Raw genomic sequence first — 21549 nt, 5'->3', positions numbered from 1 at the left:
GGCTCAGAACGCGTACGTCAGCTTGATGCGGTAGGTACGCCCGTCCTGCCGGATCGCATCTTCCCGCACCTCGAACGAAGCGGGGTCTGCGTAGCGGCGGTTGAACAGGTTGTACACCCCCAGCGATACATCCACATCCGCGATGCGCGTGGAATAGGTCAGATGGGTCAGCACATGCCCGGGCAGGCGGGCGTTGAGCACGGTGTTGCGCGGGCCGATGCCGATGGCCTCGATGGCATAGCGGCCCGGGTTCCAGCCCCAGTTCGCAGGCGTGTGCAGCACGTCGGACCACTGGAGCTTGAGCAGGTGCCGGGGCGAGTTGGTCAGCGCTCCGTCCGTTGACGGGTCCCGCGCCTTTTGCCACCCATAGGCCACGCGCAGGCGCCGCCCGCCCGCCCAGCGTTGTTCGGCCTCGGCCTCCAGGCCATGCACTTTGACGGTGCGGGTGTTGTTGAAGGTGAGCCGGTCCGAGTGGCCCAGGCTGTCCAGCGAGATCAGGTCGCTCACCCCCGACCGGAACGCCGTCAACAGCAGGCGCGTGGCCCCGGTCGGGGCATGCTCCACGGCCAGTTCGGTGGTGCGCACACGCTCGGACCGGATGCTGGTGGTGTCCACCACGCCGCCAGGCAGGTTCACGCGGTAGTCGCGCTCGTAGGCATTGGCCGGACGGTAGGCCGTGCCATGCAGCAGCTTGACAGCGGTGGCAGCGTCCCACCAGTACACCAGCCCCAGGCGGGGGTGCAAGGCGCCTGCGCTGCCCGACTGCTGCCCCCATCGCAAGCCGGTGTGCAGCGTGAGGTCGGGGCGCAGTGCAAACTCATCCTGCACATAGACGCCCAGCACATTGCCGTTGCGGCGTGTGTCAAGGTACTGCGCGGGCGGATCCAGGTCGTCATTGCGCTGAGCGATGCGGGTGTCGCGCCGGTAGTCCAGCCCCCACGACAGCTTGTGCCGCGCCAAGGCCGTGCTCACCCATTGCCATTCGGTGCCCCACCACTGGCCGGTGCCGACGTCGCGGTTCACCGTCACGGGCGGGTAGTCGTACACGTAGTCGCCCACGTACTGGTAGCGCCCTGCGTGCAGGCGTGCAGTGAAGGCCAGCGTGGGCTGCCATTGCGCGGTGTATTCGGCGGCCACGCGCGTGCTGGTGTCGATGTACCGCGAGCGCGGGTCGTTGAAAACCTGCGAGAACGCTGCAGTCGGGATGCCCTTGGTGCGCTCGCCGTGGGCCAGGGTCAGCGTCAGCCCATCGCGTCGCATGCGGGCGAACAGCTGGGTGCTGCGGTCATAGTCCAGGCCGTGCGCCACGCCCTGGTGGCTGGCGGGCGCATCGAACGCGGGGTAGTACTGGTCGGCCCCGCGTGCGGTGGAGCGCGTGGCCGCGATCAGCCAGTCGCCTCCCTGCGCATCGACGGCGCCTACAGAAAACCGCAGCTTGGCGTAGCCATGGCTGCCGGCCTCGGTGCTCACCTGGGGCCCGCCCTTCTGGCGACCGTCGCGGGTGATGACATTGACCACGCCAAAAAACGCATTGGCCCCATACACCGCCGACCCGGGGCCAGGCACAAATTCCACCCGTTCCACCAGGTCCAGGTCGATGGGAAAGTCCGTGCCGATGCTCGCCTGGTCGTAGAGGTTGTCGTTGAAGCGCACTCCGTTGACCAGCAGCAGCACCCGCGTGTTGTAGTCGCCCGGCGTGGCAAAACCCCGTGTGCCCAGATAGTGGTAGCTGCGGTCGTAGGACACATACAGCCCGCGCATGCTGGCCAGCACATCGGCCAGCGTGCGGTAGCCAAACAGCTGGATGTCATCGGCGGTCACCACGCTCACGGCCGCCGGGGCCTCCAGGGCCGTCTGTGCATACCGGCTGGCCGTGGTGACCTGCATCTGCATGAGCTGCTCCAGCGGCAGGTCGGCCATGGCGGCGATGTCGGACTGCGCGTGGGCTGCCGCCATGCCAGCGCACAGCCCCAATACCACCCATGGGTGGTGTGGCCGCTGTCGATAGGTCGATCCTCGTTTCATGGCAAAGGCACTGCGTGTGGCTGGCGGTTGTCCCCCCGTGGGGACCTCGCTGGCGGGCGGGCGGAAGGATGCGGGGCGAAGTCCCGGGATCGATGAATCAGTCTTTACAAATTGTATCGACCAGGGGTTGCAAAACCCAGTGTGGGCGCTCAGTAGTCTCCCTATGGCGGCCCCTCACCCGCCCCGCGCGCTAACCGGCCAGGATTGGTGTTAACCCTGGTTCCGCCCGGGCTGCACATCCAGATGTCGATTTCGGGCGCTCCCATTCGTCGTCACTGTGAAGCACCTGGCAAGGACTGTCGGCGCTTCCGCATTTTTTATTACCTTGAGGAGAACCCCATGCGCTTCATGATCATCATCCAGGCCACCGCCGAATCCGAACAGGGCTGCCAGCCGACCGCAGCCCTGATGACCGCGATGGCCCGCTACCACGAAGAACTCGCGCGGGCCGGCGTGCTGCTGGACGCCAGTGGCCTGCAGCCCTCCTCCAAAGGCTGGCGCGTGGGCTACGGCGCCAGTGGCACTCGCACCGTCACCGACGGCCCGTTCACCGAGACCAAGGAGCTGATCGCGGGCTACACACTCATCCAGGTGCGCAGCCGCGACGAGGCGCTGGAATGGACCCGCCGTTTTCCCAATCCACGCGGCGAGGGCCTGGATGCCGAGATCGAAGTGCGCCAGCTCTACGAAATGGAAGACTTTGCCGGGGTGGATGGCGTCGAACAGTTCCGCGACCTCGAAGCCCTGCGCGGCTGATGCCCAGCGTGAAGGACAACATCCCCATGATCAAGACCATCGCCCTCGTGCTGCTGGCGGCCCTGGCGCTGCTGCTGGCGTTTGCCGCCACCCGCCCCGACACCTTCCGCGTGGAGCGCAGCCGCGTGATTGCGGCACCGCCCGAGCGGGTGTACGGGCTCATCCACGACCTGCGCCAGTTCAACACCTGGAACCCGTATGAACGCAAAGACCCGGCCATCCAGGGCCAGTACAGCGCCGCCACCAGCGGCCCCGGCGCTCGCTACGCCTGGCAGAGCGACAAGGTGGGCGTGGGCAGCATGGAGATCGTCGAGGCCACTGCGCCACGCCGCGTGGGCATGAAGCTCGACTTCGTGAAACCCTTCGAAGCCCACAACCAGGTCGAGTTCACGCTGTTGCCCGAAGGCACCGGCGCCACCCGCGTCACCTGGGCCATGCAGGGCCCCGTGCCCTACCTGGCCAAGATCGCCCACCTGGTGTTCAACATGGACCGCATGGTAGGGCAGGACTTTGAGGATGGCCTGGCCAACCTGCAGGCGGTGGCGCAAAAGCCCGCAATGTGAATGCCGTTCACCGCCCCTCCACCTTTGCCAAACCCTTCGTTTCCCATTACCGTCCTCACCCTTCAGGAGTCCGTCATGCACCAACAGATTTTTGTGAACCTGCCCATCGAGAACATGGCCCGCTCCCAGGCGTTTTTCCGCGCGCTGGGCTACGAGTTCAACCCCCAGTTCACCAACGACCAGGGCGCCTGTCTGGTGGTGGGCGGGAACCTCTTCGTGATGCTGCTGGTCGAGAGCTTTTATCAAACCTTCACCGACAAAACGATTGCCGACGCACGCACCACGTCAGAGGTGCTGGTGTGCTTCTCGTGCAGCAGTCGCGAAGAGGTCGATGCGCTGGTGGACAAGGCCGTGGCCGCAGGCGGCACCACACCGCGCCCGGCGCAAGACCTGGGCTTCATGTACTCGCGCAGCTTTGACGACCTGGACGGCCACACCTGGGAATTTGTGCACATGGTGGATGCCAGCAAGGCGCTGGGCTGAGAACGTGTGAATGAATACGCCGGATTCATTCACACCTCTTGATCGCGTGAACCCCTCTGCCCTGCCCGACCGCGATGCCCTGCACCGCAGCATCGACTCGGTGTGGCGCATCGAGGCCGCGCGCATCATTGCCAGCGTGGCGCGCATGACCCGCGACGTGGGCCGGGCCGAGGAGCTGGCGCAAGACGCCCTGGTGGCCGCGCTGGAGCATTGGCCCAAAGACGGCCTGCCCGCCAACCCGGCCGCGTGGCTCATGACCACGGCCAAGCGCCGCGCCATTGACCACCTGCGCCAGCAGGCGCTGCACCAGCGCGAGCACGAGGCCCTGGGCCACGACCTCGAAGCGCTTGAAGCCCAGTACGCGCCCGATGTGGTGGACACCCTGATGCACGCCGAGCAGGACGACATTGGCGACGACCTGCTGCGCCTCATCTTCACCGCCTGCCACCCCGTGCTGCCCACCGAGGCGCGGGTGGCGCTCACGCTGCGGCTGCTGGGCGGCCTCACCACGGCCGAGATCGCGCGCGCCTTTCTGGTGCCCGAACCCACCGTGGCCCAGCGCATCGTGCGTGCCAAGCGCAGCCTCACGGCCGCGCAGGTGCCGTTTGAAGTGCCCGGGGCGGCCGAGCGCGCGCCGCGCCTGGCCTCGGTGCTGGAGGTGATCTACCTCATCTTCAACGAAGGTTATGCCGCCACCGCGGGCGACGACTGGATGCGCCCCGCGCTGTGTGGCGAAGCCCAGCGCCTGGTGCGGGTGCTGGCCAGCCTGGCGCCCGACGAGCCCGAGGTGCAAGGCCTGGGGGCCCTGCTCGAAATCCAGGCCTCGCGCCTGCCCGCACGCACTGATGCACAAGGCCAGCCCGTGCTGCTCATGGACCAGGACCGCGCGCGCTGGGACCACCTCCTGGTGCGCCGGGGCTTGGCCGCCCTGGACAAGGCCGAGCAGCTCGCGCGCACCGGCAAACCCTGGGGGCCGTATGCATTGCAGGGCGCCATCGCGGCCTGCCACGCACGCGCCCGGCAGGCGCAAGACACCGACTGGCCCCACATCGTGGCGCTGTACGACGCCCTGCTGCAGGTGGCGCCCTCGCCCGTGGTGGCATTGAACCGCGCCGTGGCCGTGGGCATGGCCGAGGGGCCGGAGGCCGCGCTGGCGCTGGTCGATGCCCTGGCGGGCGACCCTCTGCTGCGCCATTACCACTGGCTACCCAGCGTGCGCGGCGACCTGTTGGCCAAGCTGGGCCGGGGGGCTGAAGCGCGGGCGGAGTTCGAGCGCGCAGCCAGCCTCACCCGCAACGCGCAGGAAAAGGCGCTGCTGCTGGCCCGCGCCTGTGGCTGAAGGCCGGTGTTGTGCCCACCCTCACCCCGCTGCAAGGACACCCCCCTCATGCCCCACCCTGCCCCTGAATACCCGCTGGAAGGCGGCTGCACTTGCCGCCATGTGCGCTACCGCCTGTTGGCGCCCCCACTGTTTGTGCACTGCTGCCACTGCCGCTGGTGCCAGCGCGAAGGTGGCGCGGCCTTTGCGCTGAACGCGATGATCGAGGCCGACCGTGTGGAACTGCTCGCAGGCACCCCGGCGATGGTGCACACCCCGTCAGAAAGTGGCCTGGGCCAGCAGATCGCGCGTTGCCCGCGCTGCCAGGTGGCTGTGTGGAGCCACTACGCAGGCGCGGGGCCCGTCATGGCGTTTGTGCGCGTGGGCACGCTGGATGCGCCCGACCACCTGCCGCCCGACATCCATATCTTCACGGCCTCGAAACAGCCCTGGGTGGTGTTGCCGCCGGGGATACCCGCCGTGGCGGAATATTACGAACGCGAGGGGTTGTGGCCTGCGCAAAGCATCGCCCGTCGCCAGGCGGTGCTGCCGCGCATCCAGGCCTACCGTGCGGCTGCAGGGCTCGACCCGGCCTGACGGCGTGTGCCGGGCGGGGGGCTCAGCGCCGGCGGCGCTTTTTGATGGTCTGGCTTTGCGGCGTGGCGGCCTTGGGTGCCAGCCCCAGGGCGGCGCGGGCCAGCGTATCGGCCGCGCCATTGCGGTGGCGGGGAATCCACTGGACCTGGGCTTGTGGGAACTGCCGCAGTGCCTGGTGTGCTTCGTCAAACAGCGCTGCCAGCCGCTCAATCGGTGCCTTGGTGTGGCTGCCCAACTGTTCCACCAGCACACTGTTGTCGCTGAACACGTGCACTTGGGTTGATGTGGCAATGCCCTGCTGCGCGAGCCACTGCAGCGCCAACATCAGCGCGCGCAACTCGGCCTCGTTGTTGCAGCCGGTGAAGGTGGTGGCTTCGGAGATCTGGTGCCGCACGGTCCCGTCGGGGCCCGTCAGCACGGCCCCCAGGCCCATGCGCCCCGGGTTGGGCCAGGCACTGCCGTCGCAGTGGATCACCCAGGCACCAGGGGCGAGCGGCGCGGCCGCCCGTGCAGCGGTCACTTGTAAAAAGCTTCGACCGTGCCCTTGATCTTGATGAGCAGCGGCTGGCCCTTGCGGTCCACCGTCTTGCCGGCGGGTACCTTCACCCAGCCTTCGCTGATGCAGTATTCCTCCACGTCAAAACGTTCCTTGCCGTTCAGGCGGATGCCGATGTCGTGCTCGAACACGGCGGCCACGTGGTGCGGGCTGCGGGGGTTGACCGACAGGTGGTCGGGCAGGGGCGGCTGGGCGGGGGCGTTGGGGGTGGTGGCTTCGGTCATAGAGGTCTCAGCGAGAAAGGAGAAAACGCAAAGCGCGGATTCTCCGGCATTTGGGGTGCTGGCCTTCCCAGCGCTCGATCATCGCCCCAGCGGCGCCACGCCGATCAGCCACGCATGGCCCCAGAACGCAAAGCCCACCCAGGCCACTGCACCCACCACCACAGCCGCCGCCGTGCCTGCAGCGCTGCCTGCCGCGTACACGGTGCCCTGCGCCCGGTCGCGCTGGCGCGCGGCGCGAAAGCTCAGAACCGCCCACAGCAAGAAGCTGCCAAACAGCAGCACGTCGGCCAGGTTGCCGTTGGACAGCAAATGCGCCAGCGCCCACACCTTCACGCCCAGCACCATGGGGTGGTGCAGCCGGGCCTTGAGGGCATTGCGCGGCACATAGGTGGCGGCCAGCAGCACAAAGGCGATCAGCGTCAGCAGGGCTGCGGCGTGCCGCATGCCGATGGGCGGCACCCACAGCACCACCGGCTGCTGCCGCGCCAGGCCGTAGCCCCAGACGATGAATGCCAGGCCCACGGCCGACACCAGCGAATACAGCCCTTTCCACGGCATCTCGCCCAGGCGCGCCCGCGTCTGCGTGCGCCAGCCATCGGCCATGATGCGCACCGAGTGCACGCCCAGAAACAACACCAGTCCCAGTACCAGATACCCCATGGCCAAGCCTTTCATGTCGTCGTGAACAGGTTGTGAGGACGAAGGCGGGGCCGCGCTGTCGGTGGCCCAGCCCCGTCATGCAGGTCTTGGTCGATTATCGGCAGAGCAGGCCCTGCACTTGCCGCGCCGGTGCTTGAGCGGCCCCCACGGCCGCACGCCCTGAAGAGCGGTCGCCAGCTCTGGTTTCAAGTCAAAAGTGCCGCAAGCGCTAGTGAATCATGCCCTGATAGCTATTAATTTGATAGTAAACATACTGCTGTATCGCCAGCAGGAAGGTGGGGTCAGATCCCCGCATGCTGCGCCAGCAGCGCCCCCACCTTGGGCTTGGCGCAGCGCTGCAGCGTTTGCAGCAAGGCGTAGCTGGGCTCGGCCACCCGCCAGAGGGTGCGCAGGTCGTGCTGCATGCGGGCCAGCAGCGCAGCGGCCATCTCGGCATCGGCCAGCGCCCGGTGGGCCTGGCCTGTGCGCGGCAGGCCGTGGTAGTCCACCAGCGTGCCCAGCTTGTGGCTGGGCGCCTCGGGGTACAGGCGCCGCGACAGCAGCACCGTGCACGCAAACGGCTGCGGCGCGGGCATCCCGGCCAGGGCCAGTTCGGCCTGCCAGAACTTGCTGTCGAACGATGCGTTGTGCGCCACCATGGGCGCATCGCCCACAAAACGCGCGGCATCCTGCATCACCTGCGCCGCGTCGGGCGCGGCGTTCACCATCGCGTTGGTGATGCCGGTGAGCTGGGTGATGAAGGACGGAATCCACACCCCGGTTTTCATCAGGCTCTGGAACCGGTCCACCACCTGGCCGCCTTCCAGCAGCACGATGGCCACCTCGGTCGCGCGCGCGCCCTGGCCGGGCGAGACGCCGGTGGTTTCAAAGTCGATGACGGCGATGGGGGGCATGGGCTTGCGTGCGAAAAGGAAGGATTGTGCCGCCGCACCTGCCCGCCATCCTGTGCGTCCTGCGGGCCTGTGTGTCCAACTGCCTATCCAGGAGTGTGGCCTACACTGCCCCACCCAGTTTCTGGATGCATGGAGCCGAGCAACCCATGAAGAACCGCACCACCCAACCCGCCTGGCTCCACGCCGCCCTGGACTACCTGCCGCAGTGGCTGGACCTGCAACTGGAGCGCTACCGCCAGCCCGGGTGTTCCGTGGCCATTGCACGCGGCGGCGAGACCGTGGCCGAGCTGGCCCTGGGCGTGGCCGACATGCGCACCCACCAACCCCTCACGCCCCGGCACCGCCTGCGCATTGCGTCGCACTCCAAGAGCTTTACGGCAGCGGGCGTCATGCTGCTGCGCGAGCAGGGAAAGGTCGGGCTGGACGACCCCATTGGCCGCTATGTCGATGGCCTGCACAAGGACCTGGCCCGGGCGCGCATTGGCGAGCTGCTCTCGCACAGCGCGGGCGTGACGCGCGACGGGCCCGATGCCGGCCAGTTCCTCGACCGGCGGCCGTATCTCTCCCGCGCAGAGCTGCTGGCGGATCTGCGCCACAAGCCGCCGCTGGAGACGGGGGTGCAGCTCAAGTACTCGAACCACGGCTACGGCCTGCTGGGGCTGATGATGGAGCAGGTCACCGGCACGGAGTACGCCAGCTGGATGGTGCGCCACGTGATCGATGTTGCGGGCCTGCAGGAAACCGTGCCCGACATGCCGCGCCTGGCCCGGGGCGCCCCGATGGCCGTGGGCCACAGCAGCGAGTTTCCGTTCGGCCAGCGCCTCATCGTGCCGGGCGACAACCGGTGCGACGCCATGGCCCCGGCGGCCGGGTTTGTGTCCACCGCGTCGGATGTGGCCCGCTTCTTTTCGCAGCTGGCGCCAGACAGCCAGCGCAGCATCCTGTCGCCCGCCAGCCGCCGCGAGATGGCGCAGCGCCGCTGGCGCGACCCCTGCAACCTGTTCGAGTCCCACTACGGCCTGGGCACCATGCTCAGCGCGCCGGGCCCGCGCGAATGGATGGGCCACACCGGCAGCCTGCAAGGGTTCCTGTCACGCACCGCGCGCTACCCCGCGCTGGATTTGACGGTGACGGTGCTCACCAACGCGCAGGACGGCCTGTCCACCGAGTGGGTGGAAGGCATTGCCAGCATCCTGTTTGCGTTCCAGCAGCATGGTGCGCCGGGCAAAAAGGAAGCCGCCTGGGCGGGGCGCTGGTGGAGCCTGTGGGGCGCCAGCGACCTGGTGCCCATGGGCAAGGTGGTGTGCCAGGTGGTGCCCGCCATGTTCGTGCCCTTCAACGCCGCCACCACGGAGCTGGCCATCACCGGGCGCGACACCGGGGTGGTCCATAAAGCCTCGGCCTATGCCAGCCCCGGCCAGCCGGTGCGCCGCGTGCGCGATGCCAGCGGCACCGCCACCGAGCTGTGGGTGGGCGGCACCCAGCTGTTGCCCAAGAACGCCATGGTGGCCGAGGCCACCCGTCGCTATCGCAAGGCGCGCCGTACTCCGCGCTGATCCCGGCGGCCCGGGCCTCAGCCCTTGGGGTGCGCTAGAAAGAACCGCAGCATCTCCGCCGTGGCATCGACCCCGGCAGGGTCGGTATGGCTGCCGCCCGCGTGCCCACCGGCCCACGCGTGCCCTGCGCCGTGCAGCACCCAGTGTTCTGCCACCACCGTGCCAGTCAGTGCGCTGGCCGACGGGGCGCCACCCGCCACGGTGTACACCTTGCGGGTGTAGCTCTGGCCACCACGGGACTGGCCCTGGTGCACGGTCTCCACCGTCGTCTGGCCGTCATCTGGGGCTGTGGCCAGTGTTGACAGCGTTGCCTCGATGAGCTGTTCACCGTTGTGTGCATGTACGGTGGTGTCGGCGTCGCCGTGGAACACGATCACCGGTGGGGGTGGCAGGGCTGGGGCGTCAGCGGCATGGTGGGTCGCCGCACCGGGTTTGGCTCCGTTCTTCATCGCCGACAGTGCGCCCATCACGTTGTGCGCGGCACCCGCCTGCAGGCCGGAGTGCACGCCCACGGCCGCAAACAGGTCGGGGTATTCGCGGCCCAGCAGTGCGGCCATGGCGCCGCCGGCGGACAGGCCTGCCACGTAGACGCGTTGCGCATCCACCGGGTGGCGCGCCATCACATCCCGCAGCATGGCCACGATCAGCGCGGGCTCGCCGCCGCCCCGGTGCTGGTCGCCGGGGCGAAACCAGTTCCAGCAGCCGTTGGGGTTGGCGCTGTGGGGTTGCTCGGGGTACAGCACCAGGGCGTTGGCGGGCGCGGCTGCGTCGTTCATGCCCGTGCCCGTCGCAAAGTCCACCGGGTTCTGCGTGCAGCCGTGCAGCATCAGCACCAGGGGCATGGGGGTGTCTGCCGTGGCGCCCGGGGGCACGTACAGGTGGTAGTGGTGCGGGTTGTGCCGAGCGCCCGGGTGGGTGAAGGCCACGCGGGTGAAGCCCCCAGGGGGCTCCGCCAGCGGGTGGTGGCTGGCGGCGGGGCGTGGTGTGGTCGTGGGCTGTGCCTCTGCGGGCGGAGCGTGGGTGCTGCGGTCGATGACCACGGCGTCTTCCACCTCTTGCGCGGTGTGGGCACTGCGCCAGCGGGGGGCGTTCCCTGCCGTGGGTTCGGGCTCGGGCGCGTGCAGCGGGGGGGCGCTTGTGCTGGCGGGTGCGGGAGGGGGGCCATGGCGCGCCACGGCCTCGCCCAGGGTTTGCTGGATGGCCCGCGTGGCGTCGGCCAGTTGGCCGCTGCGCACCAGCTGGGTGGCTTCGCCCATCAGGCGCTTGAGGTTCAGGTTCCAGTCCATGGGGACTCCTTGGTGGTGGGTGGGGGCACGGGCGACGCGCTGCGGTCTGTGTACGGATTCAATGCATGCGTCCGGCCAGCGCGGCCTTGACGGCCGCACTGGCGTGGAACGCGCCCAAGACCGTCACCGAGGCGATCGTGGCCTGCGCCAGTGCGGGCGGCACGTCGTCGTCGATGCTGGCCAGGCCCAGCACACGGATCTCCAGCGCCTGGCCTGCCGCCAACACGGCCTCCAGCTCGGCCCGGCCAAAACGCTGCAGTCCCAGCACAAGCATCTTGCGGGCCACCACCTGGCGCACCGCGTCGTTCTGGGCGGTCAGCTGGTTGCGGATGGCGGTGCGGATGAAGTCGGTGCGGTTGGCGTAAAAGCCTTCGGACACCAGCAGGTCAATGTGGCCCAGGTCCACAAAACCGAGGTTGATGGTGACCTTCTCGGACTCGGGCACCTTGCTGCGTGCGGGGGCGGTGGGAACCAGGTTGCTCATCGAGCGCACTCCAAAAAACATCCAGACAGATGGTGCATGGATGGAATATGGATGGTGGTTGGCTGCTTTGCAAGACCTGCCCAAAAAGAATGGGGCCTACGGGCCCCAGGAGGTACTGCATGCGTTTACTACCAAAATAGTAGCAAACAAGCCATGTTTCCGTAGCGCTAGCGCCCGGTTTTGCCTGAAATTTGCCCCGGGGACCCGCAGGATGGCGGTGCAAATGCTGCAGCGCCCTGGGGAAAGGGGCTCAACTCACACCCTGCAGGCCGATCCCGAGGGATCGTCCACAGGCGCTCAGAACAGCGTGAGTTCCTTGTGTTCGCCCAGGCTGCGCGGCGGCTCGCCAGTGAAGGCCGCCTTGGCCATCTGGAACAGCTGCACCATCTTGCTCTCGTCCACGTTCCAGTATTCGGCGTGGCGAACGCGCACCACCAGCAGTGCCAGGTCCGGGTCGGTCGCTCCGCCGGGGAACCACGCCTTGGCTATGGGCGACCACAGGGCTTCCTTGAGCGCGCGGTCGTCCACAAAACGCGCCTGGCCTGACACGGACACATAGCGGTCCTCGCCCGGGTCGGCGTACGACACATTCACCTCCCCATCGGTCAAAAGGCGTTCGTACAGTTCGCCCGACTGGGAGATGAAGAAGTACAGCTCGGCCTGTTCATCGAGCTGCCGGTTTTGTGTGGTGAGCGGGTGCGCGTGCAGCATGCCTGTGGACGTGCGGTGCGTGAGCATGCCAAAACGGATGTCCTTGATGAGCTTCCACAAGGTGTCGTGGGCGGGGGAGTTGGGGTGCATGGGGCCTCCAGCAGGTGGTAGGGAATCAATCGAAGAGTGCAGGCACTGCAATCGATTGACTCTAGGCACCATGGGGCGGCCAGGGCGTCGGCGGGGAACGCCGATGCCTGTGGGCGGTTGTCTGACACAGGGGCGCCGCCCTCCTCCATCAGGCCTTCTTCAAGAACTCCGACTTCAGCAGCATGCTGCCTAGGTCCGTCTTGCAGTCCACGTTGTGGCCATCGGCACCATCCACCAGGCGGATGCTCTTGATCTTGGTGCCCTTCTTGAGTGTGGACGACGAACCCTTGACCTTGAGGTCTTTCACCAGGATCACTGCGTCGCCGTCGGCGAGTGGATTGCCATTGGCATCCCGGACGATTCCGTCGCCTGCATCGGCGTCGGCGTCCGCTGCATCGGCCACCTGCGGCCATTCAAAGGCGCAGTCGGGGCACACATAGTTGCCGCCATCCGGGTAGGTGTTCTCCTGGCCGCACTGGGGGCAGGCGGGAACGGTGTGGGGCATGGTGGGGTCCTCTCTGTCGTTGTTGTAGTGGTTGTGAAATGGGTGCGCAAAGTGTCGCCGCTTCACAGCGGCGCGCGTTGCTCCAGCGCAAACGGTGGCAGCCCTTTGAGCAGCCGCTGGCCGTAGCTGGTGCGCGTCAGGCGCTTGTCGTAGCAGTACACATGCGCCATGTCTTCTTCGGTCCGGATCGCGCGGCCCACCCACTGCGCCAAGCGGATGGCGGTGGCGGGCACCACCAGTTCGCTGAAGGGGTCGCGCCCCACGGCGCGCAGCCATTCGGCGCGGGCTTCGCCCACCGGGTCGTCGGGCGGGGCAAAGGGCAGCTTGGTGATGAAGACCGATTCGCACAGCCGTCCCGGCAAATCCAGCCCCTCGCCAAACGACTGCATGCCGAAGATGACCGAGGGCTCGCCGTTTTCCACCCGCTCGCGGTGGCGGCGCAGCAGCTGCGTGCGCGGCAGCGCGTTCTGCACCAGCACCACGCTGCGCATGGCGGTGGGCAATGCATCCACGGCCTGGCGCATCTGCTCGCGCGAGGTGAACAGCACCAGCGCGCCGTATTCCACGCGGGCAATGTCGTGCAGCAGCGCGTCCACCATCTCGGTGGTGAATTGGGCGGCGTTCTTGGGGTCGGCACGGGTCTCGGCGGCAATCAGCGTGCCCTGCGCGGCGTAGTTGAAGGGGCTGGGCACCTCCAGCGTGGTGGTGGCCTCGTCGCCATGCAGGCCCGCCTCGCGCAGGAAGAAATCAAAGTGCCCGCAGCTGGTGAGCGTGGCCGAGGTCAGCACCGCACCGCGCACGGCGCTCCACAGGTGGTTGCGCAGCGTGGTGCCGGGCAGGATGGGGCTGGCATGCGCCTTGACCACGATGAAGTCGCCATCCACCTCCAGCGTGAACCACTTGGCGGCGGGCACCGCGCCTTCGGGCGCATCCTGCAGCAGCAACTGGGCCGTGGCGTGTAGCGCCTCCAGGCGCGGGGCCAGCATGCCGATCTGTGCATACAGCGTGGACAGCCGCTTGGCCTCGTCGGGCTTGTCGCGCATCTCGGCGCGCAGGGCTTTGCTGATGGCGCGCAGGGCGTCGAGGAAGCCCTCAGCGCTGGCGGCCAGCAGGCCCAGCGGCGCAATGAGCTGTTCGGGCAATTCGCCGCGTGGCACGCGCACGCGCGCCGGGCCCCAGGCGCTGGGCTGGCTCTTGAGCTGGGCGCCGTACACATCCATCACGATGCGCGCCAGGTCCTGCAGCGTCTGCCGCAGCTGGGCCGAATGTTTGGGGATGTCGGCAATCTCTTCGACCTCCAGCAGTGCCCCAATGCGCAGGCCCCGGCTGGACAGGCGCTCGATCCAGGTGATGCGCGACAGGTCCATGCTGCACGCAAACTGGTCGAGCGCCGTGGCGGGCAGGTGGTGGGCTTCGTCCAGCACCAGGAGGCAGTTGTCCAGCTCGGGCAGCACGCGCGCGCCCAGTGACGACAGCAGCAGATCATGGTTGGCCACGATCACCTGCGCGCCCACCAGCTCCTTGCGCTTGTCGTAGTAGGTGCACTGGCTGAAGGCCGGGCAGTGCTTGCCGGTGCACGAGGCGCCCTCGGCCGCCACGGGGCTCCACACCTCGGGCTCGGGCGGTGTGTCCAGGCTGTCGCGGTCGCCATCCCACGCACCTTTCGACAGCGTCTGCGCCATCGTCGAATAGAACTGGATGCGCGCCTCGGTCTCATGCCGGGGGCGCTTGGCGCGGGCGGCGGCTTCTTCTTCGGCAAACAGGTCGTCGTCGGCCTCTTCCTCGGCCTCGCCCGTGCCCGCCAGGCGGTCGAGCTTGAGCTTGCACACATAGCGCCCGCGCCCCTTGGCCAGCGCAAACTTGAAGGGCTGCGGCAGCAGCGCGGCCAGCGCGGGCAAGTCCTTGTTGACCAGCTGCTCTTGCAACGCCACCGTGGCCGTGGAGATCAACACCCGCGTGCCGCGCGACAGCGCCAGCGCAATGGCGGGTGCGCAATACGCCAGCGACTTGCCCACGCCCGTACCCGCCTGGATGACGGCAATGGAGCGCGTGGGCGCGGCCTCGCCACTTTCTTCATCCACCTTGCCCAGCGTGGCGCTGCTGAACGTGCGTGCCACCTGCTGCGCCATCAGCCGCTGGCCAGCGCGGCTGCGAAAACCCTCGGTGGCCGACACCACCGCATCGAAAGATTCAAGGGCCTGTGCGGCCCACACCTGTTGAGACATACAGTAGTGTCGCATGCTCCAGACGGCGTGGCCGCCGACCGTGCGGTGGGCCCGAATTCTGGCCTTGTAGCAAGCCCTTGGCCGCACAATCCGCGAACAATGACACTAAAAAAAGGGGTATGCGATGCGAGGGAGAACAGCGCAGGCTGCAGGCCTTGGCCTGCACGGGGCCTTTGCGTGGCACCAAGCCTTGACGCAATGGCTGGGCTGGGCGGTACTGGTGATCTGCCTGGTGGCCGGCGGGGGCGCCAGGGCGCAAACCAAAACGTCGCCAGCGGGGGCGCAGGCAGACAAAACCCAGGAGCGCCAGCGCTTGCTCGCGCAGCAAGTGCTGCCCACCGACCCGGGGCGGTTTGCCTGGGGGCGCGCGGCCGAGGCCGTAGGCCAGGAGGCGGATGCGATTTATCTGCGGCTGGCCCTGGCGGACGATTGGTTGCGGGCGCTGGAAGGTGCGCCGGCGCCCGCTGCGAGCAGCATCGAAGCCGCCATCGCCCATGGCCGGGAGCTGGACCCCTATTTTCTGGAGCGCCGCGCCCAGGCCATGTGGACCACCCTACTGAAGGCGCAGCAGTTGCGGGCTGAGTGGGATCGTGATGGCCCCGAGGTGCCCCGCCCGCCCGAGTTGGACGCGCTGGGGGCCGAGCTGGTGCGGGAGGGGCCGGGCTTGTGGGTGCGGCGGGCGCAGGACGGTGGGCTTCGGGGGCTGTACCTGTGGGTGGGCGTGCGCAACATGCTGGCTGAGCCCCTGCCCCTGCCGGAGTTCGCGCTGCAGCTGGGCCGCCCTGGCATGCAGCCAGCGGCGCCGCGGATGCAATGCGCGCTGCCCCGCTACACCACGCGGCAGCTGGTGCCGCCGCAAACCACCCAGCAGTACCTGTGCAGTGCGGTCGAGGGCGGCTACGGGCTACCACCCGCTGGCGTCAGCTGGCTGGCGCAGATGGGGCACTGGTTCAGCCAGGGTGCGGCGCTGCAGACCGTCATTCCCCAGCACGACCAGGCCCTGTCGCGCACCGCCCGCATCCTTGTGCAGGTGGACAACCCGGCGGTGGACAATTTCCTGCGCGGCGCCCGTGAATCCACCGAGAAGCGTGAACAGCTGCAAAAAGAACGGGCCCAGGCGGAGGCTGCAGCGGCCAAGAAGGCCCGTGAAGCCACGCCAGGGCGCCGCTCTGGCGAGTCGCTGCCGCTCTGGCTCAAGCGCCTGGCCTTTTTGGGTGGCGTGGCGGGTGCATTGGTTCTTTATGGTCTGCTCGCGCACCACTTCAGTGTGGCGGTGGCGTCCGGGGTGCTGTGGTTGGGCCTGGCCATTCCGAGCGCGATGTTCTTGCGGTCGATCTGGGCCATGGGCGGGACGGATGGCTGGGGCAAGCTCGCAGCGATCATCATGTCCGGGGCCGCCATCGTGGCGCCTTTTGTTGGCACGCTCGCTGCGTACACGGTCTACAAGCTGGTGGTGAGCGAGCGGGCGCGCCGCAAGGCGATCCTTTTCTTGCTCGGCGTGGTCGTATTCCTCCTGCTCCATGCGCTGGAGCGTTGGCTGTTCTGGTGACAGCAGGCTCCGCGCGCCCGCAGATGCGCAGGGCCTGGGCCTACAACGCGGGGCGGCCAGCGGCGCTAGGGTGAAGGGACTCCACGTTGCATACCAAGGCCCGCATGAAAACGACCCCCACAGCCCCCCGCAAGGAAGAGAAGATCATCCCCTCCGCTCCTGCGCCCGCCCGCACCGAGCGGCGCGTGAACACCACCCAGCACCAGCCGCACCCCGGCAGCGGACCCGAAGACCTGAGCGGGCCCGAACCCCTCCTGCCCCACGAGCGCGACGAGGCGGTCAGCATGACCGACGGCGAACCCGACGCCAAGATGGAGCAGGCCTACCGTGATGTGAAACGTGGACTGCAGGACACGGACCGGGGGCCACCGGCCGACAAGGCGTACCAGAAGCAGAAACGGTAGTGCTGCAAATTTGATAGCTATTTGCGCTTGATGGATAAGCGCTAGAGGTCAATTCTTATCAGTTTTACGGCACCCGCGCCGCCCTGAACCAGCGCGGCAGGTGGTCATGGGCATGCACCAGCGATTCGAGCACGCCGTGGCTGCGCTCCACCGCCTCAGTGCCCGGCGCTTTGAGGTCCGGCACGATCACTACCGCGACCCCTGCGGCTTGCGCCGCGCGTGCGCCGTTCTCGCTGTCTTCAAACGCCAGGCACCGTGCGGGGTCCACGCCCAGGCGCACAGCCGCCAGCTGGTACAGGGCGGGGTCGGGTTTGCCACGCGGCACCTCGTTGCCGCCAGCCCAGGCGTGAAAGTGCTGCAGCACGCCCACCCTGCCCAGGCGGTGCTCGATCTCGTCGCGCCGCGACGATGAGGCCACCGCGCAGGGCACGCCTGCTTGCCCCAAGGCGTGCAGCAGCGATGCGGCGCCGGGTTTGAGGGGAAACAGGGGCTCTGGCCCTGGGTCCCTCAGGCGCGCAGCCACATCGGACTGCAGCTGTTCAAACACCTGCGGGCCACCCAGCAAAGCCGTGAGCATGGCGTCGGAGTCGGTGGACGCGCGCCCCACCACCTGCAGGTAGTCGGCCTCTGCCAGTGCAATGCCCCGCGTCCGTGCGGCGTCAAGCCAGGCGCGCAGGGTCACGCGCTCGGAGTCGACCAGCAGTCCGTCCATGTCGAAGATGGCGGCGGTGAAGGGCGGGCGAGGTGTCTGCATCGAAATATGATGCCTGCAAAAACCACTGCTTCAGTCCATCCGAGAAAACATGGAAACCACGACGCGATTCACGCTGGTCTGCAAGAACGATACCGACGCCGACGCACTGCATGCGGTTTTCAGCACTCCCGGTGGTGCCGGGCTTGAAGCGGCGGTCAGGGCCTTCTTCGCGGCCCGCAAGATCAGCATCCACCCCACGGACTACCTGGGCTTTGACCGCTACGAGCGTTCGGGCCCGGTGATCGACGCGGCCTTTATCTCTGGCTCTGCCGATGTTGGTGATTTCATCAAGCCCTTGTCCAAGGTCTGCCATGCGCTGCATGCCGAACTGGTCGATGATGAGGTCGCCCGCAAGCTTGAATACGGCTTCATCGACGGCAAGAAAAAGCCGCCCGTAGATGTCGTGGCCTTGATGAAGACCCTGGCCCCGACCGCCCAGCTCGGCCGTGTGGGAAAGATCATCGAGGCTGCCGAGCGCGAGCAGAACGACCCGACCTATGCCTTCATCCGCGCCATCGGGTTCTCCAAGAACCAGGCCACCGTGCAGGCCTTGCTGGAGAAGGGGGCCGACCCCAACAGCACATTCTCTTCCGGCTACGCCTGCCTGAACAAGGCCATCACCGACAAGCGCGTGAAGGTCGTGCAGCTCATGCTGGAGCATGGCGCCGACCCCAACCTGCCGCACAAGGGCTATCCCAACCTGTACGAGGCCTGTCGGTTCTCTGCACCCAAGATCGTGGACCTGCTGCTGCAGCACGGTGCCGACCCCGATGGGCGCGCTCAGGGCGCATCGGAAACCAGCTACCCCATCGAGATCGCCATCTACTACCACCAAGCCAAGATCGTGCAGTCGCTGCTGGACAAGGGCGCCACAACCCGCGGCCTGCCCAAGCTGGCCAATTTGCTGGAGCTCACGGCCCGCTCGTTCGACGCCATGTACGAGAACCTGGACGGCAAGCTCGCTATCCTGAAACTGCTGGTGCGCGACCCGGCGTGGAAGGCCGAGCTCGTGCAACGCCGTGACCGGCTGACCGAAATGCTCCAGCAGTCGTTCGCTGTCTACAAGTATCAGACGCCCAAGGACCGCAAGGACTTCGACGACATCCTGGCTTTCATGGCGGCTGCTTGAAGAAATACTGCTGGCTCAGCCGCGCTGCTGCAGCGCCCGCTCGATCCGGTCGCGCCGCACCGTCGCCTTGGGCACCTTGAACGGGAACCACGTACGCACGTCTTCTTCCAGACCGATGCCGTGCATGTAGTTGTAGATGGCCTTCTTGAGCGCGCCGCCCAGCGCGTCGTGGTCGACGCCCGTGGGGTCGATGAAGGCCACGTCGTTCTTGGCAAAGTCACCGGGCGGCAGCGGTGCCAGCGTGACGCCGTATTCCTCGGGGTTTTTGCCGACGGGCGAGTGCACGGTGCAGGCAAAGCGGTGGAAGAAACCGCTCTGGATGCAGCCGTTGGCGAACAACTGGCGCACGTACTCCAGCGCGTCCACCGTGTCCTGCACGGTCTGGGTGGGAAAGCCGTACATCAGGTACGCATGCACCAGGATGCCGGCGTCGGTGAACGCCTTGGTAACGCGGGCCACCTGGTCCACCGACACACCTTTTTTCATCAGGTTGAGCAGCCGGTCTGACGCGACTTCCAGCCCGCCCGAGATGGCGATACAGCCGCTGTCGGCAAGCATTTCGGCCAGGTCGGGGGTGAAGGTTTTCTCGAACCGCACATTGCCCCACCAGCTGATGCCTGCGTTGCGCGCGATGAGTTCGGTGGCCAGTGCCTTGAGCGCCTTGGGCGGTGCGGCCTCGTCCACAAAATGAAAGCCGGTCTGCCCCGTCTCGTGCACGATCTGCTCGATGCGGTCGGCCAGCACGGCGGCGCTGGCGCCTTCGTAGCGGCTGATGTAGTCCAGGCTCACGTCGCAAAAGCTGCACTTCTTCCAGTAGCAGCCATGCGCCACGGTGAGCTTGTTCCAGCGCCCGTCGCTCCACAGGCGGTGCATGGGGTTGAGCATGTCCAGGAGCGACAGATACCGGTCCAGCGGCAGGCCGTCCCAGGTGGGTGTGCCCACCTCGGCAAAGGCGATGTCGGCTTCCATCATGTTGATGTACTGCACCGCGCCATCCTCACCGCGCACGAAGGTACGCACCAAGCGCTGGCGGCCGCGCTCGCCGCGCAGGTGTTCCAGCAGCGCCAGCAGCGGGCGCTCGCCCGCGTCCAGCGTCACGTAGTCAAAGTGGTCAAACACGCGCGGGTCGGCCAGCTCGCGCAGTTCGGTGTTCACAAAGCCGCCGCCCAGCACGGTGGCGATGTGTGGGTAGTGCGCCTTGATGGCCTGGGCGATGCGGAACGCCGCATACACGGACCCCGGGAACGGCACGGACAGCAGCACCACGCTGGGCTGGTGCTGGGCAATCGCTTCGTGCGTGAGCTGCTCCAGCAACTCGTCCACCAGCGTGGGCGGCGCAGCGAGTGCTTGGGCCAGCGGGTCAAACGTGGGCTGGCTGCCGGCCAGCGATTCGGCATAGCGCACAAACTCAAAGCGCTCGTCCACCGCGTCGCGCAGCACATCGGCCAGGTCGTTCAGGTACAGCGTGGCCAGGTGCTTGGCCTTGTCCGTCAGGCCGAGCGCGCCAAAGGCCCAGCCCAGCGGGTCGCCGCCTTCGTCATCCACATACACATCCAGTGTGGCAAAGCGCGGGCCCTCGGGCAGGTAGTTCCGTCCCACGATGCGGTGCGCCAGCGTGCTGTCGCGGCCTTGCAAGAAGGCAATGGCGGGGCCGATGGTGGCGAGGTAGCGGTCCTTTTGCGCCGCAAAACTTTGCACGGCGGGGCTCTGCTTTTTGGCGGGCAGTGCGTCCACCTTGTCGACCACGGCCTTCAGGCCTTCGGGCGAGAGCAGGCGCAGCACCAGCGCCAATGCCAGGTCTTCCTGGAACGCCGTCACGCCGCGCGAGCGCAGGAATCCCGTGAGGTAGGCGGTGGAGGGGTATGGCGTGTTCAGCTGCGTCATCGGGGGGATGACGGAGAGGACGCGCTGGGCGGGTGAGGCGGGGGCGACGGCAGACATGGTGGAAACAGGCAATGGGGCGATGCGGTGCCGCCGCAGGGGTCGTGGAACCCCCGATTATCCCGGCCCGGCTTTATCCCTGGTGGGCGGGGGGCGCCGGGGGCACCGCAGCCGCGTGGGGTGTGCCGCTAGGGATGTCCTGCATCACCCTCGCGAGTCGGTGGTAGTGCGGATCAGGACAGGCCGCCAGGCGTCTTTTTGCAGCCAATAGCGGGCTATTGGCAAGAAAAGCAACGCAGCGGACTGCCTGAGACCGCGCTATCACAGACCGCAGGGAGTGATGCAGGTCATCCCTGGTAGTTGTTCTTCACCCGCACGTAGTGCTCTGCCGAGTACTTCAGATACGCAATCTCCGCCTCGGTCAGCGCGCGTTGGCGCACTGCGGGGCGGCCGATGTAGAGGTACCCGCTCTCCAGCACCTTGCCGGGCGAGACCAGGCTGCCCGCGCCCAGCATCACGCGGTCTTCGATGATGGCGTCATCCATCACGATGGAGCCCATGCCGATGAGGCATTCGTTGCCGATGCAGCAGCCGTGCAGGATCACCGAGTGGCCCACCGTGACGTAGTTGCCGATGACCAGCGGCGAGCCTTCGGGCTTGCTGGCGTTGCGGTGCGACACATGGCCCATGGTCAGGTCCTGCACGTTGCTGCACACACCCACGGTGATGCGGTTCACATCGCCGCGCAGCACGGCGTTGCACCACACCGAGCTGTCGCGGCCCAGCGTGACGTCGCCGATGACCTGGGCAGAGTCGTGGATGAAAACGCCGGTGTCCAGGACCGGGGCGGTGTCGAGGTAGGGAGCGAGGGGCATCTTGGTGTCAGGCTGCGTGGAAAGA

Annotated in this window: 22 protein-coding genes; 9 read left to right on the top strand and 13 right to left on the bottom strand. The window is 67.4% G+C overall.

Annotation, left to right across the window (positions count from 1 at the left end):
- Positions 1-3: 3 nt before the first annotated feature.
- Positions 4-2025, bottom strand: a complete 2022-nt coding sequence (locus tag ACTJKQ_RS06425) for a TonB-dependent receptor plug domain-containing protein (protein WP_440596361.1) — start codon at positions 2023-2025, stop codon at positions 4-6.
- Positions 2026-2364: 339 nt separating this feature from the next.
- Between ACTJKQ_RS06425 and ACTJKQ_RS06420 the strand changes: the two genes are divergently transcribed.
- The 5 genes from ACTJKQ_RS06420 (at position 2365) to ACTJKQ_RS06400 (ending at position 5742) form a co-directional block, all read left to right on the top strand.
- A complete protein-coding gene (locus tag ACTJKQ_RS06420; RefSeq protein WP_056742540.1) occupies positions 2365-2781 on the top strand; it encodes a YciI family protein in 417 nt (138 codons plus the stop codon).
- 26 nt (positions 2782-2807) lie between these two features.
- Positions 2808-3344, top strand: coding sequence for an SRPBCC family protein (locus ACTJKQ_RS06415; protein WP_440596360.1), 537 nt, complete (start codon positions 2808-2810; stop codon positions 3342-3344).
- A gap of 75 nt (positions 3345-3419) precedes the next feature.
- Positions 3420-3827 carry a VOC family protein gene (locus tag ACTJKQ_RS06410; RefSeq protein WP_440596359.1) on the top strand — a complete coding sequence of 136 codons (408 nt, stop codon included), beginning with the start codon at positions 3420-3422 and terminating at the stop codon, positions 3825-3827.
- Between the two features lie 46 nt (positions 3828-3873).
- Positions 3874-5166 carry an RNA polymerase sigma factor gene (locus ACTJKQ_RS06405; RefSeq protein WP_440596358.1) on the top strand — a complete coding sequence of 431 codons (1293 nt, stop codon included), beginning with the start codon at positions 3874-3876 and terminating at the stop codon, positions 5164-5166.
- Between the two features lie 48 nt (positions 5167-5214).
- On the top strand, positions 5215-5742 hold the full coding sequence (locus tag ACTJKQ_RS06400) for a GFA family protein (RefSeq protein ID WP_440596357.1): 528 nt from the start codon (positions 5215-5217) through the stop codon (positions 5740-5742).
- Between the two features lie 22 nt (positions 5743-5764).
- Here ACTJKQ_RS06400 and ACTJKQ_RS06395 read toward each other — a convergent pair whose 3' ends face one another.
- The 4 genes from ACTJKQ_RS06395 to ACTJKQ_RS06380 form a co-directional block, all read right to left on the bottom strand.
- Entirely contained in the window at positions 5765-6262 is a 498-nt protein-coding gene (locus ACTJKQ_RS06395; protein WP_440596356.1) for a ribonuclease HI family protein, read from the bottom strand.
- On the bottom strand, positions 6259-6522 hold the full coding sequence (locus ACTJKQ_RS06390; RefSeq protein ID WP_440596355.1) for a DUF3297 family protein: 264 nt from the start codon (positions 6520-6522) through the stop codon (positions 6259-6261). The genes ACTJKQ_RS06395 and ACTJKQ_RS06390 overlap by 4 nt, the downstream gene beginning before the upstream one ends.
- A gap of 78 nt (positions 6523-6600) precedes the next feature.
- On the bottom strand, positions 6601-7182 hold the full coding sequence (locus ACTJKQ_RS06385) for an NnrU family protein (protein WP_440596523.1): 582 nt from the start codon (positions 7180-7182) through the stop codon (positions 6601-6603).
- Between the two features lie 281 nt (positions 7183-7463).
- Positions 7464-8075, bottom strand: a complete 612-nt coding sequence (locus tag ACTJKQ_RS06380; RefSeq protein ID WP_440596354.1) for a 3'-5' exonuclease — start codon at positions 8073-8075, stop codon at positions 7464-7466.
- A gap of 146 nt (positions 8076-8221) precedes the next feature.
- Between ACTJKQ_RS06380 and ACTJKQ_RS06375 the strand changes: the two genes are divergently transcribed.
- Positions 8222-9631 carry a serine hydrolase domain-containing protein gene (locus tag ACTJKQ_RS06375; RefSeq protein ID WP_440596353.1) on the top strand — a complete coding sequence of 470 codons (1410 nt, stop codon included), beginning with the start codon at positions 8222-8224 and terminating at the stop codon, positions 9629-9631.
- 17 nt (positions 9632-9648) lie between these two features.
- Here ACTJKQ_RS06375 and ACTJKQ_RS06370 read toward each other — a convergent pair whose 3' ends face one another.
- From ACTJKQ_RS06370 to dinG, 5 genes are all read right to left on the bottom strand, one after another.
- Positions 9649-10917: an extracellular catalytic domain type 1 short-chain-length polyhydroxyalkanoate depolymerase gene (locus tag ACTJKQ_RS06370; protein ID WP_440596352.1), complete on the bottom strand. Its 1269-nt coding sequence runs from the start codon at positions 10915-10917 to the stop codon at positions 9649-9651.
- Between the two features lie 58 nt (positions 10918-10975).
- Positions 10976-11401 carry a hypothetical protein gene (locus tag ACTJKQ_RS06365; RefSeq protein ID WP_056057652.1) on the bottom strand — a complete coding sequence of 142 codons (426 nt, stop codon included), beginning with the start codon at positions 11399-11401 and terminating at the stop codon, positions 10976-10978.
- A gap of 297 nt (positions 11402-11698) precedes the next feature.
- The gene (locus ACTJKQ_RS06360; protein ID WP_440596351.1) at positions 11699-12202 is read right to left on the bottom strand and encodes a pyridoxamine 5'-phosphate oxidase family protein; all 504 of its coding nucleotides are present in this window, start codon (positions 12200-12202) and stop codon (positions 11699-11701) included.
- Between the two features lie 148 nt (positions 12203-12350).
- The gene (locus tag ACTJKQ_RS06355) at positions 12351-12707 is read right to left on the bottom strand and encodes a zinc ribbon domain-containing protein YjdM (protein ID WP_056057649.1); all 357 of its coding nucleotides are present in this window, start codon (positions 12705-12707) and stop codon (positions 12351-12353) included.
- A gap of 62 nt (positions 12708-12769) precedes the next feature.
- Positions 12770-14932 carry an ATP-dependent DNA helicase DinG gene (gene dinG, locus ACTJKQ_RS06350; RefSeq protein WP_440596350.1) on the bottom strand — a complete coding sequence of 721 codons (2163 nt, stop codon included), beginning with the start codon at positions 14930-14932 and terminating at the stop codon, positions 12770-12772.
- 190 nt (positions 14933-15122) lie between these two features.
- Between dinG and ACTJKQ_RS06345 the strand changes: the two genes are divergently transcribed.
- On the top strand, positions 15123-16481 hold the full coding sequence (locus tag ACTJKQ_RS06345) for a hypothetical protein (RefSeq protein WP_440596349.1): 1359 nt from the start codon (positions 15123-15125) through the stop codon (positions 16479-16481).
- A gap of 104 nt (positions 16482-16585) precedes the next feature.
- Positions 16586-16885: a hypothetical protein gene (locus ACTJKQ_RS06340; protein ID WP_440596348.1), complete on the top strand. Its 300-nt coding sequence runs from the start codon at positions 16586-16588 to the stop codon at positions 16883-16885.
- Positions 16886-16949: 64 nt separating this feature from the next.
- Here the strand turns inward: ACTJKQ_RS06340 and ACTJKQ_RS06335 are convergent, their stop codons facing one another.
- Positions 16950-17639 (bottom strand): HAD family hydrolase, encoded by a 690-nt coding sequence (locus tag ACTJKQ_RS06335; RefSeq protein WP_440596347.1) that lies wholly within the window; start codon positions 17637-17639, stop codon positions 16950-16952.
- A 49-nt stretch (positions 17640-17688) separates the two neighbouring features.
- Between ACTJKQ_RS06335 and ACTJKQ_RS06330 the strand changes: the two genes are divergently transcribed.
- Positions 17689-18768: an ankyrin repeat domain-containing protein gene (locus ACTJKQ_RS06330; protein WP_440596346.1), complete on the top strand. Its 1080-nt coding sequence runs from the start codon at positions 17689-17691 to the stop codon at positions 18766-18768.
- A gap of 15 nt (positions 18769-18783) precedes the next feature.
- On the opposite strand, the gene ACTJKQ_RS06325 is transcribed toward ACTJKQ_RS06330, so the two are convergent.
- Both ACTJKQ_RS06325 and ACTJKQ_RS06320 read right to left on the bottom strand, forming a co-directional pair.
- Positions 18784-20652: a B12-binding domain-containing radical SAM protein gene (locus ACTJKQ_RS06325; RefSeq protein ID WP_440596522.1), complete on the bottom strand. Its 1869-nt coding sequence runs from the start codon at positions 20650-20652 to the stop codon at positions 18784-18786.
- A gap of 344 nt (positions 20653-20996) precedes the next feature.
- Positions 20997-21524: a gamma carbonic anhydrase family protein gene (locus tag ACTJKQ_RS06320; protein WP_108498474.1), complete on the bottom strand. Its 528-nt coding sequence runs from the start codon at positions 21522-21524 to the stop codon at positions 20997-20999.
- Positions 21525-21549: the final 25 nt, after the last annotated feature.

Origin of the sequence: Acidovorax sp. 22279, from assembly GCF_052045435.1 — a bacterium.
GTDB lineage: Bacteria > Pseudomonadota > Gammaproteobacteria > Burkholderiales > Burkholderiaceae_C > Acidovorax > Acidovorax delafieldii.
This window is presented reverse-complemented; position numbering and strand designations above follow the sequence as displayed.